At 66.4% G+C, this 13,310-nt stretch carries 10 protein-coding genes; 6 read left to right on the forward strand and 4 right to left on the reverse strand.

Going from position 1 to position 13,310, the window contains the following annotated elements; all coding sequences use genetic code 11:
• Positions 1 to 92 precede the first annotated feature (92 nt).
• Positions 93 to 3,848 carry a DUF748 domain-containing protein gene (locus ACR9ZC_RS06020; RefSeq protein WP_481579522.1) on the reverse strand — a complete coding sequence of 1,252 codons (3,756 nt, stop codon included), beginning with the start codon at positions 3,846 to 3,848 and terminating at the stop codon, positions 93 to 95.
• Between the two features lie 12 nt (positions 3,849 to 3,860).
• Positions 3,861 to 5,324, reverse strand: a complete 1,464-nt coding sequence (locus ACR9ZC_RS06025) for a DUF1254 domain-containing protein (protein ID WP_481579736.1) — start codon at positions 5,322 to 5,324, stop codon at positions 3,861 to 3,863.
• A gap of 28 nt (positions 5,325 to 5,352) precedes the next feature.
• Here ACR9ZC_RS06025 and ACR9ZC_RS06030 point away from each other — a divergent pair, with 28 nt between their 5' ends.
• A complete protein-coding gene (locus tag ACR9ZC_RS06030; protein WP_481579523.1) occupies positions 5,353 to 5,523 on the forward strand; it encodes a hypothetical protein in 171 nt (56 codons plus the stop codon).
• Positions 5,524 to 5,595: 72 nt separating this feature from the next.
• Positions 5,596 to 7,911 (forward strand): heavy metal translocating P-type ATPase, encoded by a 2,316-nt coding sequence (locus tag ACR9ZC_RS06035; RefSeq protein ID WP_481579524.1) that lies wholly within the window; start codon positions 5,596 to 5,598, stop codon positions 7,909 to 7,911.
• 39 nt (positions 7,912 to 7,950) lie between these two features.
• Here the strand turns inward: ACR9ZC_RS06035 and ACR9ZC_RS06040 are convergent, their stop codons facing one another.
• Positions 7,951 to 9,012 (reverse strand): hypothetical protein, encoded by a 1,062-nt coding sequence (locus tag ACR9ZC_RS06040; RefSeq protein ID WP_481579525.1) that lies wholly within the window; start codon positions 9,010 to 9,012, stop codon positions 7,951 to 7,953.
• 340 nt (positions 9,013 to 9,352) lie between these two features.
• On the opposite strand from ACR9ZC_RS06040, the gene ACR9ZC_RS06045 reads away from it, so the two are divergent.
• The 4 genes from ACR9ZC_RS06045 (at position 9,353) to ACR9ZC_RS06060 (ending at position 12,514) form a co-directional block, all read left to right on the forward strand.
• A complete protein-coding gene (locus tag ACR9ZC_RS06045) occupies positions 9,353 to 10,462 on the forward strand; it encodes an AGE family epimerase/isomerase (protein WP_481579526.1) in 1,110 nt (369 codons plus the stop codon).
• Between the two features lie 163 nt (positions 10,463 to 10,625).
• Positions 10,626 to 11,078, forward strand: coding sequence for a PaaI family thioesterase (locus ACR9ZC_RS06050; protein WP_481579527.1), 453 nt, complete (start codon positions 10,626 to 10,628; stop codon positions 11,076 to 11,078).
• A complete protein-coding gene (locus ACR9ZC_RS06055; RefSeq protein ID WP_481579528.1) occupies positions 11,075 to 11,893 on the forward strand; it encodes an alpha/beta fold hydrolase in 819 nt (272 codons plus the stop codon). The genes ACR9ZC_RS06050 and ACR9ZC_RS06055 overlap by 4 nt, the downstream gene beginning before the upstream one ends.
• A 75-nt stretch (positions 11,894 to 11,968) precedes the next feature.
• Positions 11,969 to 12,514: a hypothetical protein gene (locus ACR9ZC_RS06060; RefSeq protein WP_331574108.1), complete on the forward strand. Its 546-nt coding sequence runs from the start codon at positions 11,969 to 11,971 to the stop codon at positions 12,512 to 12,514.
• Positions 12,515 to 12,559: 45 nt separating this feature from the next.
• Here ACR9ZC_RS06060 and ACR9ZC_RS06065 read toward each other — a convergent pair whose 3' ends face one another.
• Positions 12,560 to 13,291, reverse strand: coding sequence for a GGDEF domain-containing protein (locus ACR9ZC_RS06065; protein WP_481579529.1), 732 nt, complete (start codon positions 13,289 to 13,291; stop codon positions 12,560 to 12,562).
• Positions 13,292 to 13,310: the final 19 nt, after the last annotated feature.

The following is a 13,310-nucleotide window of genomic DNA, read 5'->3' on the forward strand; positions in this document are numbered from 1 at the left end:
ACGCGTGGCCCGTCCGAGAATATCCCGCGGAACGAGCGGGCTATTTTCGGGGAGAGGGCCAGCAACGCTTCGGCCCCCGCGGCAATGCCGATTCAACCCACTCCAAAGTCGACCCGAGTAGTCGGCCCGGTATCGTTCAGATCCTTCGCATCCAGCTTCGGCGTCGCGATGGATACCCGCTGGGCATCGACTTTCAAATACTGGCGAACCGCCTGAGCGCGACGCTGCGCCAGATCGCGAAGGCTCGCCTCGTCGATGGGCGCATGAGCGGCCAGTATCCGCTTCATGTCGTCGTCGGGCAGCGTCTTCGTGAGGCCGATGAAGTTGCGCTGCTTCTTGAAATCGGCGTCCTTGTAGGCCTTCGTCAAATACTCGCTGTATTCGCCCGGTGCGAACGTCACCGACGACACATCGGCATCCTGCGCGCTCCCGCCCTGCGATTTGAGCTTCTCCTTGCGCACCAGATCGTCCACATACGCCAGCCTCAACGCGGGCGTATCGATGGCGGGATCGGCGCGGCCCGTCAGGTCCAGTTTCACTTCCGGTTTATCGGCGAGCAGCTTCGCAATCGTATCGAGCTTGCTGCGCGTCGAGTCGGTCAGCTCGGCCGATCCCGGCGCAAACGCGACGTAGCGAAGCTCCCGTGCACCGCTCTCCCCGCTACCGCCCAACGCGTTCGCGAGCAGCGTGAACGGTGCCGTCACCGCACGCTCGACGAGATGCAGAATCGCGCCCCAAATGAGACTGCCCAGGCTGAACTGCGGATTCGAGAGGGAACCCGAGACCGGGACGTTCACATCGATCTGTCCGCGCGAGTTCTTCAACAGCGAAATGGCAAGGCGCACCGGCAGCTTCGTTGCGGTGTCGTTCTCGACATGGTCGCCGAATGTCAGCTGATCGATGAACAGGTGGTTGTTGGCCGTCAGCAGATCGTTCTCGAGCTTGTAGTGCAGATCGACATTGAGCGTGCCCTTCGTGATCGGATAGCCGGCATATTTGACCGAGTAGGGCGTAAGGTTCGTGAGCTCGATGTCGTGCGCGCTCGCGCTCAAATCGAGCGACGGGTTCTCGGCGAGCGGATTGACCGTACCGCGGATTGCGATCGGGCCGTTGCCGGCCAGGCTCGCGCCGACGTCCACGGGGGCCGGCGTAGTCGAATCCGTGCCGAATGCGCCGATCGTTCCCGTAATGTCGACGAGGTTCGCGTTGTAGTTCGGTTTCACGAAGTTGTCCGTGTATCGGACGTGCCCTTGCTGCAAGACGACCTCGCCGACATGAACACGGACCGGATTCGACGGCGTGGACGGCGCGTTGTGCGCCACCACCACTTCGCTCGTGTGCCCGCGATGCGTGGCAGCGTCTGTCGCCGCCGCGTCGCTCTTCTCGCGCGCGAGCACATCGTCGAGATTGAGCTTGCCCTGTGCGCTCAGCAACACGCTGCCGAAGAACTGCGCGAACGTGACGCGGCCGATGTCGATATCTGTGGCCCGGCCGTCGTAACGCACATTCGTACGCGCCAGCACCAGTGAACGCCATCCCGCGAGCGGGGCCGAAGTGACGCGGTCGAGCAGCCGTACATCGACGAGCGCCGCACCGCCCCGGTAACTCGCCTTGACGCTATCTTTGGTCGTCGACAACTTCAGTTCGCCCCCGGCATTGACGAACGCGCTCTTGACGGCGGCGTTCAAGCTATCGCCGAAGTACGGCTCGAACGCCGCCACGTCGAGACGGTTCGCATGGAGCTTCAGCGACGCGTCGAGCGGGCTCGGCACGACGCTTCCCGAGGCTTCGAGCATGCCCTTGCCGTTCAGCGTCGCATCGAGCTTGATGGGCAGCGGACGGCTCATGTCGTCGCTGACGTTTTGCGCCTCCAACTGAATGGACGAAAAGTGCACGGTCGCCGGGCGGGCCGGCACCTGATCGACGATATCGGCCGACGCGTCTTTCAAACGCAATTCGCCAATCGAGTAATGCCACGCGGGGGATCCGCCCGCGGGCTGACCACCGTTGGCCGCGCGGGCGTCGCGAGATTTGCGTTCGACGGCCGGCCGCTGAGCCTGGTCGGCCTCGTGCTCGCTCGCGCGCGCATCCGCAGGCGCTTGTGCCGGTTTCGGCGCTTCGGCCCACGCCGCCAGATCGATGCGGCCGTCCTTCAAGCGCGTCGCCTTGACCGCGAGGCCGGTGGCCTCGACGCTCGATAGTTCCGCCTTGCGTCCCGCAAGGTCGATCTGCTTGACGCCGATGCGCGCGTCGCCGAGCGCAACGTCTCCCGAGCCGCTGGAACTGGCCAGTTTCAATGACTTGAGGGTCAAGTCGCCATCGCTCACATGCACATTCACCGGCGCCTTCGACCAATCGACCTTCACCGGCAAGTTCGCCCCGAGCGTGCCAGCCGAAACCTTCGCAGCCGTGGCGTCGGCCAGATACGGCTGGGCCAGCGCGAGCGGCAACGCCTCGGCCGCGAGTTTTGCATCGGCGGTTTTGGCGTCGAGATCGAACGAGCCGGTCGCCGCAAGCGTGCCGCCCTGGGCGAGCGCCGTGCGCACCGCGTAGCGCACCGGGCGCTTGGCGAGCGTCGAAAAATCGTCGACCGCGACCGTCAGATGGTTGAGCCCGAGCGCCACGGGCCGAGCGGGCGTGCGGTCTTCGAGTGCTATATCGCCGTCGTTGAGCGCCAAACGCTTGATCGAGAGATCGAGCGGCGTCACGGTGCCGGCCACGCCGGATGCCGCGGCCGGCACCGATGCGGCTGATGCGGCCGAGCCTGCGGACGCACCCTCCGGCGCGGCGGCAAACGTACGCGCCACGCTGAGTTCGCCCGAACGCTCGCGCACCAGATGCAATGACGGCTGATCGAGCCGAATTTCGTCGAAGCGGAACACGCGCTTGAACGGTTCGAGCGAAGCGGCGGCAACATGCAGCGCATGTGCCGAAAAAAGCGGCGCGCTGCGTTCGTCGACGACGCGCGCATCGGCCAGATCGGCGGTGCCTGTCACAGTGAGCGCCGGCGCATCGCCGCTCATCGCGAAGTGCAGCTTCAGATCGCCGGCAAGCCTGCCGTTTTGCACGGTGACAGGCAGCTTGACCGGCGCGTACGACAGCAGGCGCGGCACGTCCAGATCGGCAAACTTCAACGCGATTTCCGATTCGCGCGACGCCGCGAACGGTTTCGTCTTGCCGCCAACGCTGATGGGGCTGCCGTCCACACGCGCGACAAAACGAGGATCGACGAAGATATCGGTCTTCGAAGGCAGCGTGGCGACGAACGGCACGCCCAGCGAGAGCTGATCGATCACATGCCGCGCGCCGAGCAATCGGTCGTCGAAATCGATGCGGCCGTTATCGACGTCGATGTTCGAGACGGAAAAACGCGCCGGCCCCGTTTGCGGCTTGGAAGGCGTCGAGAACTTTTCGACGATATCCGTGAAATTGAAGCGCTGCGCATCGAGCCGCACGATGTTCGCGTGCGGCGAATCGATCGTCAACTCGTCGACGATCGGCGCAAAGCGCAGGATCGTGAGCCATGACAGGCGCACGACGAGGCGCTCGGCGCTGAAGAAATCGCCTGGCGCCGCCTTTTCGCCGATGCGGATGCGATCGGCTTCGAGCCGCAGCGTGTAAGGATTGAGCGTGACACGCCCGATCGTCACCGGCCGCGCCAGTTGGGCGCTCAGTTGCTGTTCGGCTACGTGCCGCAGAAGCGGCGGCGCGGCGAAAAATCCCAGCAGCCCGAAAAGGGCGACGATGACGACGATCGAAATCGCCCACCGACGCGCACCGCGCGAGCGCACCACGCCGAGTAGCCGGGTCAGCGCGCCTTCATTGCCGGCATTAGAACTGCTCGTCATCCACCCTCCGGTTTACTTGCGCACGAGCGCGGGCGGTTGCCAATTGCCATCCGCGGCGCCGGTTTGCGGGGCGTAAAGCCGCAAAACGAGCTCAAAGGGGCCCTTCGGTGCCGGAACCCAATTCACCTGTCGCGCACGCCCGGGCGACGCGCTCTGGACATAGATGTCGACCGAACCGTCGCGGTTGCGCCGCAGACCGTCGCGCGACGCAACCGAGAGATGCGGCAGCCGGCCATCGGTCAGGGCGCCATCCGCGGTATAGGCGGTCAGTGTCCAGAACCCGCGCACCGGCGGCAAGGCCTTGGCCGAAAAATGCAGGATATAGCGGTTATCGCCGTCGAGCGGCTCGCCCTGCGCGTCGACGGACGTGGTCGCCACCATATCGTCCTCCTTCGTTCCGCTGCCGGGGCGCGTAAACGTAGCGTACGCCCGCAGCGCGTAATCGTCGGCGTAGTGTCCGACGCCATCGGCAAGCCACGTCCAGCCGTTGCCCGACAGCGCGTTGACGGGCGCGCTGGCAAGCCGTGCATGCGCATCGGCGATGCCGTCCTTGATCGCATCGGCCGCGTCGTGCGGCAAATGCACGGCTTCGCCCGGTTTCACACCGAGATCGGCGAGGATCTCGATCTCATGCGCCTCGGCCGCGGAAGGCGGATTGTCGCGCAAGGCATCGGCAAGACGCCCGAAGAAAGCATCTGGGTCGAGCGCGGCCACCGCCGTGGTTTGTGCGGCGGGTGTGTCGGCAAGCGCGATCGATTCGCCGTCGCTGTCCGATTCCGCGCGTTTGCCCGGCTTGAGCCGTTTGCCGCCTTTCGCGCGTCTGCCGTGCTCCTCGACGAAAGCCGAAAGCGGTTCGAGACGCACGAGGCTTTGCAGTCTTCGCGCGGCTGGCACCTCGCGAGGCCCCGTCGCCGCGAAACGCACCGAGAGCCACAGGCTCATGCCCGGCGCATCGACACGTTCGACGTCAGGAGGCAACTGCCGGTCCCAGCCCGGCGCCACGAACGCGATAGCGCTCGGCTTGGTGAAACCGCGCGCATTGGCAAATTTGCCCGTCGACCAGACGACGTTCGTCCACATATCGAGCGCCCGGGCGTCGAGGTATTCGCCGCGCGTATTCGGCAGTAAGAGCACCATCGGCTCGGCGCTCAGATCGAGCCACGCCGTCGATGCCAGCGTGTCCACATCAGCGTGCGGCAACAGGCCGGCATCGTCCGCGGCCGGTAACGTGTCCTGGCGTTGCAGCGTGTTCACTCCCGCTCCGGGCGCCTGCCCCGCCGCGGCCGCCGCGCGGGCACTCGTCATCACGACGAGCGGGTAACCGAATACATAAGAGTCGGAGACTTCGTCCTTGGTCCAGCCAGGGTTACGAGGCGTGCTGGACGTGTGCATCGGCGCGGCACATCCGGCCAGCACGAGGACGGCAACGCCGACGATCCATGATGCAGCCCCGGCGGGTGAGAATGCGTGTCGCATTGTTGTTGTCTTTTTCATTTAGGAGTCGATGAAATATCCGCAAAACGGCATCGAGGATCCGACACATGGCACGCCGTCCGGCAAAGACGGCGCTCCCGGCTTCGTGTCGGATCGCGAAAGGGTTTTATCGTATCCTCAGGCGGTAAGCAAGGACAACACCGAAGCGAGGGTTTCCGGGGTGCGCGAAACTGCCGCTTGACCTTCCAATGATGGGAAGGTCAAAACTGTCGTTCATCGCGGCAGTGTCCGCTTGCCTATGCCGATTTCCATCATGACCGATCTCGCCTCTCCCCCAGCAGCGGCGGCCTCGCCGGCCGCGACCGCCGAACTCGATATCGGCGGCATGAGCTGTGCCTCGTGCGTGCGGCGCGTCGAAAAAGCGCTCTCGCGCGTTCCCGGCGTCGTCGACGTCTCGGTGAACCTCGCAACCGAGCGGGCCAGTGTAGGGCTCGCCACCGCCGCCGCGCCTGCGACGCTCGAGGCGCTCGTCGCGGCAGTCGCGGGGGCCGGCTACGAGGCGCGGCCCGTCGTGAATGCGCCAGGTCGATCGGACCGCGATTCGGGCACTGCGGCCGCAGGCACCGATGCCGATCGCGATGCCGCGCGCCATCGGCAATCGCGGCGCGAGCTGGCTGCGGTGGCCGTCGCCGCCGCTTTCTCTTTGCCACTGATGTTGCCGATGCTCGCCGAAGCCGTCGGCGGTCACTGGATGCTGCCGGCATGGCTGCAGTTGATATTGGCAAGCGTCGTGCAGTTCGCCTGCGGTGCGAGGTTTTATGTCGGGGCCTGGCATGCCGTGCGCGCTCGCACCGGCAACATGGATTTGCTCGTCGCGCTCGGCACTTCGGCCGCCTATGGGCTCAGCGTATGGCAGATGAGCGTGCATCCCGGCGACACGATGCACTTGTACTTCGAAGCCTCGGCCGTCGTCATTGCGCTCGTGCGGCTCGGCAAATGGCTCGAGACGCGCGCCAAGCGCGAGACCACTGCCGCGATCCGTGCCCTGAACGCGCTTCGGCCTGACCGCGCGCGGCTGCGGCAAGCTGACGGCAGCGAGCGCGAAGTGCCGCTCGACGAGGTGCGCGTCGGCATGGTCGTTCTCGTGCGGCCCGGCGAACGCGTGCCCGTCGACGGCTCGATTCTCGAAGGGCGCACCCACGTGGACGAAGCGCTGATCACGGGCGAAAGCCTGCCCGTCGCGAAAGCGCCCGGCGACCGGCTGACGGCCGGTTCGATCAACGGCGAGGGGCTCGTGGCCGTCACCACCACCGCGATCGGCGCGGAAACCACGCTCGCGCGCATCGTGCGGCTCGTCGAGACGGCGCAGGCCCACAAGGCGCCGATCCAGCGGCTCGTGGATCGCGTGAGTGCCGTATTCGTACCGGCGATCCTGCTGATCGCCGCGGCGACGCTCGCCGGCTGGCTGCTCTCGGGCGCATCGGCCGAGACCGCCATCCTCAACGCGGTGTCAGTGCTCGTCATTGCCTGCCCTTGCGCGCTCGGCCTGGCCACGCCCGCGGCCATCATGGCGGGCACGGGCGTCGCGGCACGGCACGGCGTGCTGATCAAGGACGCCGAAGCGCTTGAACTCGCGCAACGCGTCACGGTCGTCGCATTCGACAAGACCGGCACGCTCACGCTCGGCAAGCCGCGAGTCGTCGCATTCGAAAGCATCGGGATCGAGCGGAACCGGGCATGGACGCTCGCTGCCGCGCTCGAACGCGGCAGCGAACACCCGCTCGCGCGTGCGCTCGTCACCGCATTCGAAGCGCAAATGCGGACGGAAACGGGCGGCAACGTACCGGCGGTAGCACCTCTGCGGGCGCTTCACGTCCAGGCAGTGCCGGGCCGGGGCGTGCAAGGGGAAGTCGAAAGCACTACGCTCATGCTCGGCAATGGCGGCTGGCTCGACGCGCTCGGCATCGCCCCGCCAGCGCCCGTGCTCGCGCGGGCTCGCGAACTCGAGGCCGCCGGCAATACCGTATCGTGGCTCATGCGCGCCGAAGGGTCGGGCGTGAGCCCGACCGCGCTCGCACTGATCGCATTCGGTGACACGGTCAAGCCCGATGCACGCGCTGCCGTCGAACGTCTCGCGGCGCGCGGAATCGAGAGCGTGCTCGTGACCGGCGACAACCGCGGCGCCGCAGCTTCGGTGGCCGCTGCGCTCGGCATCGAAACGTTCCACGCCGGGGTGCTGCCCGAGGATAAAGCGCGCGTGGTGCGCGAAATCAAGGCGCAAAGCGGCGGCATCGTCGCGATGGCGGGTGACGGCATCAACAACGCGCCCGCCCTTGCGGCAGCCGATATCGGCCTCGCGTTCGCGAGCGGCACCGACATCGCGATGCATGCAGCCGGGATCACGCTCATGCGCGGCGAACCGTCGCTCGTCGCCGATGCGATCGACATCTCGCGGCGGACCTATCGCAAGATTCAGCAGAATTTGTTTTGGGCGTTCGTCTATAACCTGATCGGCATTCCGCTCGCCGCGCTCGGTTGGCTCAACCCGATGCTCGCGGGCGCCGCGATGGCGTTTTCGAGCGTCAGCGTCGTCACGAACGCATTGCTGCTCAAGCGTTGGAAACGCTAAACGGGAGCGGCTGGCGCATGGGTCCGTGGCAGCCGCCGGTCAACCGCCCCTGTGCGTGTGAGCGGTGCGCGCATGCCTGGCCGACGGCGTCAGCGTCGAAATAGATGCCGAAGGTGCGCCCGGCGCGGCGCCTTGGCGCGACGGGAGCGCGGCAAGCCTTCCCGCCATCGCGTCGGCCGTGCCGCGGATATCCGCCGCCGCACCGGAGGCCGTGTCGAGAAACGCCGCGAGCGCCAGCTGCTGGCTGCGCAGCAGCGCTTCGGTTTTTTGCTGTGCGGCGGCGCTTTCGCGCGCTACACGTGCAAGGACGACGAACTGTGCGATCGCGAGCGCCAGCATCAGGACACTCGCGCACGCCATGATAGTCAGCAGGCGCGCGCTGCGTCGACGGCTGGCGGCCGAGGCCCGGCGCTCTTCAGCGAGCGAGCGCGACAGCGCAGCGACGGTCTCGGCCAATGCCGCCGTCGATGCGGTTTGTGCGACCTGCGCCGCTCCGATGGCATCAGCGGAACCGGAAGCAGGCGAGTCGGCCGATGGCGGTGCCAATGACGATGACGATGACGATGAAGACCCCTGCGCGGCGCCCGATGTCCATGCGCGCTTGGCCGGCTGCAGCCTGTTGCGCGCCGGTCCGTCGGCCGGCCCGGCTTGGGCCGGGTCCGCACTGCCGGCGTCATCGACACGCAGATAAGCGGCGATGTCCGCGATCCGCGCGCCGGCCGGTTGCGGGATGACTTGCGCGCGCATCGAAGCGGGTGCCGGCTCGTGCAATGCCGCTGACGCAGCTCCCGTCTCGGGATCCGGGGACTGCGGGACCGTTTCGGCGTCCCGCTCGGCGGCGGCTCGCTGCGCTTCGGCGCGTGCGCGAAGCGAATCGAGCGCATCGGCCGGCACTTCGAAGCCGGCCAACGTGCCCTGACGCGGATCGAGGTTCAATGTTTCCAGGGCGCCGAAGAAATCGCTGTCGAGGCGTTCGGCGGGCGATTCCTCGCGCGAGTCTTGCGGATGGCCACGCCCGACCGAGCCCTCGCCGACGAGCGCAGCGCCTTCGTTGCCCTCAGGTCCCGCTGCAGCGATTGCAGGCGTGCTCGGTTCGGACACGGTGGGATTCGACGGCGCATCCGATGCGGGAGAAGCGGCACGCGCGCGCCGTCGGGCGGTCGCCGGGCGGCTGACGCGAGAGGTCGAAGATGCTGCGGAATCTGCCATAGCTGGAAAGCGGAAAGACGGTAAAGCGAAGAGCGCGGTCATGGCCGCGCGCGCGCGAATCTATTCGGTCGTCGTGTTCGGCGAACGCCGCATTGTCGCACGATCGGCAGGCGCGACAGCGTGGGAATCGAGCGGTGCGGCCGCGCCCGGTGCGGCGAATTTGAATTATCCTTTGCGCTTCGCGCGGTGGCCACCGCGTTCATCCGATAGGGCCGTTTGCCCCATACGCTTTATGTCCACTTCGATCGACGCTGCCATCGCGGCGCAAATCAGCGCCCTTCGCGAACACTATGCGCACGCGGTCATGCCGCTGTGGCGCGGAGCGGGCTACAACGCCGCCCTCCGCCTGCCGTACGAGGCCGTCAGCGCGGACGATCAGGCGCCGCTGCCTGTCGTCCGTTATCGCGCGATGGCCTGCGCGCGGCAACTGTTCGTGTTTTCGCTGGCCGGCGACGCCGAACATGCTCACACGCTGTTCGATTCAATGCGCCGCTATTTCCGCGACGCGCGCCACGGCGGATGGATCTATAGCGTCGATGCCGCCGGCGCGCCGCTCGACACGACGAAAGACCTCTATACACACGCATTCGTCATCTTCGCGTGCGCTCAGTATGCGAGCGCATTCGGCGAGCGCGATGCGCTCGACGTGCTGGCCGAAACGGCAGCATTGGTCGATGCGCGCTTTGCCGCGTCGGGTGGCCTTCTGCATGCCGCGCTCGACGAGAACTTCTCGACGGTGCGCACGAGCGCGCTGCAGAACCCGCTCATGCACTTGACCGAAGCGTACCTGGCCGCGCGTGCCGCCACGGGTGAGAGTGCCTATGACCGCTCGCTCGCGCGGCTTGCCGATGCCGTCGCCGGCACATTCGTGCATGCGCCGACAGGGGCGATCGCCGAATTGCCGATCGGCACGGCGGGCAACCGGCTCGAACCGGGCCACCAGTTCGAGTGGTTTTATCTGGCGGCGAGCGCCGGCAGCACGATCGCCGCATCGGGGCTGGCCGACTCGCTCGAGCGCGCGTTCGTCTTCGCGCAGCGCCACGGCGTGGACGCCGTCACGGGCGGCGTGTGCGCCGCGCTCAACGAGGACGGCTCGATTCAGGATGCAACGCAGCGCATCTGGGCGCAGACAGAATATCTGCGCGCGCTGGCGACACGCGGCACGGCCGACGATCTTCGAGCACTCGCATCGCAAATCGCCGCGTTTCGCGAGCGCTTTTTGCATTCTCGCGGCTGGTACGAGTGCAAGACTCCGGCCGGCGACGTTGCGCGCGCCGATATGCCGTCGACCACGCCCTACCATCTGGCGACGGCTTACGCGTCGTTGCCGGGCGCACGCTGACACCGTGCGTTACGGCGGATTCCCGCCTAGGGTTTACGGCAGTCACGGCGCTTGCTCGAGGGTCTCGGCCGGAGAATCGCATCCGCTCCTTGACTCCGCGCGCGAACGGTTCCTAGAGTGGAACCAATAGGACACGGGGCCGCGCCCCGCAAAGGGCCTCCCGATGACCGACTTCTTCGACCTGGCGCGCGGCGCGCTGCACGCTCAGCCGTTCAGCATGCTGCTCGGCACCGAGCTCGTGCAGATCGGCGAGCATGAAGTGACCTTGCGCCTGGCGATTCGCGACGAACTGCGGCAGCAGCACGGCTTCGTTCATGGCGGTGTCATCAGCTACCTTGCCGACAACGCGCTGACATTCGCCGGTGCGATCGCGCTCGGGCCCCGTGTCGTGACGGGCGAGTACAAGATCAACTATCTGCGTCCAGCCGTGCGCGGGGCACTGCTTGCTCGCGCGGAGCTCGTCTATGCCGGGCGCGGGCACGCCACATGCCAGTGCCGCATCTATCTGCTCGATGGCGACAAGGAAACCCTCGTTGCGCTGGCCCAAGGTACGATCAACCGCGTGGGAGACGGCCCGAACGCCGCGCCGGCGAACGGTCAGATCGAACAGGCATGACGCTCGAATCGAAAAGCACACTTCGGATCGAAGAAGCGAGCGTCGCCTACGCACTCATCGACGGCGACGCGGCCCTGCCTTACCTCGTCTTCCTGCACGAAGGTCTGGGCTGCACCGCCATGTGGGGCGACTTCCCCGAGCGGCTTTGCCGGGCAACCGGTTGCCCAGGGCTCGTCTACGATCGGGCCGGCTATGGACGGTCGTCGCCACTGCCGGCCGGGACGCAATGGGATACCGGCTATCTGCATCGTTCGGCCCAGCGCGAACTGCCGCAAGTGATGGCGCGGCTCGTGCCGCCAGCGGCACCCTATGTTCTCGTCGGTCATTCCGATGGCGGCAGCATCGCGCTCATTCACGGAGCCGAACGCAACCCGAGGTTGCGCGGCATCGTGACGATCGCGGCGCATGTGTTCGTCGAGGCAGTGACGCTCGCGGGCATACGCGATGCGCTCGCCGCGTGGCGCGCCGGCAAGCTGGCTGGACTCGCGCGATATCACGGCGAAAAGACGGCCGATGTCTTCCGCTTCTGGTCCGACGCATGGCTCGATCCGACCTTCGCGTCATGGAACATCGAGGCGCTGTTGCCGCGCATCGATGTGCCGCTGCTGGTCATGCAGGGCCAGGACGACCAGTACGGCACCGCGCGGCAAGTGCATTCGATCGCGCGGCATAGCGCGGGGCCGGCGAAAGAGGCACTGCTGCCCGCGTGCGGACACTCGCCGCACAAAGAGTGCCCCGAGGCCGTCCTGGCGGCGAGCGCGGAGTTTATTCGCTCGCTCGCAACGCGAATGCCTCTGGATCGCACGGCTGTCTGACGCTAGAATGGCGGCCCCTCGAACATTCGTGCCGGCGTATTCGCGCCCGGTGCATGTCGATCCGCGATCCGATCCATGGCAAAACTTCTGAACGACACCGAATTCCAGCGCTTCACCGAACTTCAGCACAAACAGGCGAGCTTCACGATCACGAGCGAAGAGGCCGACGAACTGCGGCTCATCGTCGAACGCGCGCAACAAAAACGCGACGATCGCGCCGCCGCCATGCGGGCCATCGAAGCCCACATCGAGCAATTCGAGATCACACCGGAAGAACTTTTCTCGCCCGAGCAGATCGGCGAAGCCGCGCGGACGTACGGGCTGATTGCCTCGTCGGCCAAGAAGGAGCGCGTCTTGCCGCCGACACTGACGTTCAACGGCAAGCCCTATCAATGGACGCGCACGTTGCCCGACGAAATTCGCTTGCCGCTCTTCGATGCATTCAAGGCCGGTGAATCGATCAAGCGTTTCCTCGCCACCCCGAAGGACACGACGCGAAACGCGACAACGATCGCTCGCCTCGAGCGCGAAACGGGCAACGTCTATGCCGAGGCATGGCTGGAGGAACTCTCGATCTCGCGCGGGCAAGTCGACGAAGCGGCCACAAAGCTCGCCGCCTAAGGCACGATCGGCGGCCGCCGCCCGAGCGCTCGGCGGGCGCGCCGGTTACAGCACCGCGAGCCGCACCGTGTCGCGGCCCGCACGCTTGGCCTCGTAAAGCATCCGATCGGCATGCCGATAAAGATCGTGGGGCAGATGGCGATTCTCGCTGCGGGCACCCCGCCATACGAAGCCGAAACTCGCCGTCAGCACCGCATCGCGCTTCGTGGGATGCGGCAACGCAAGCGCACGCACCGCCAGGCGCAGACGATCGATCGCAGCCAGCGCGTCGCTCGGCGATTCGGCGTTCAGCAGAATGCAGAACTCGTCGCCGCCAAGGCGAATCAGGCTGTCGCCCGCGTGCCGCAACTGATCGCGCACGGCTTGCGCGATTCTCTTCAGCGCATCGTCGCCGGCGCTGTGGCCGTACGTGTCGTTGTAAGCCTTGAAGCCGTCGATATCGAACAGGCAAAACGCAAGCGCGCCATCGACATGCCGCGACGACGCCCGCGCTCCGAACGTCTCGTCGATATGCCGGCGATTGAACGCGCCGGTCAGCTCATCCGTGACAGCAAGACGCGACAGTCTCGCCACTTCCGATTCCAGTTGGCGAATTCTCGCTTGCAAGCGTCCCCGTTGGGCGTCGTCGCCTTCAACGATCCCTTCTTTCCAGAGCCGCAGGAGAAACGCGCCTTCGGCAGCGAGACCCCGCCCGATGCGGCGGGCCCATGCCGCGCACAACGTCAGCCACGTCTGTCCGCGCGTCGGTCGAGCCCCCTTCCAGGACAGATCACTCATCGATTGCCAGCTCATTTCG

The organism is Trinickia sp. HAY1-2D (assembly GCF_056754935.1).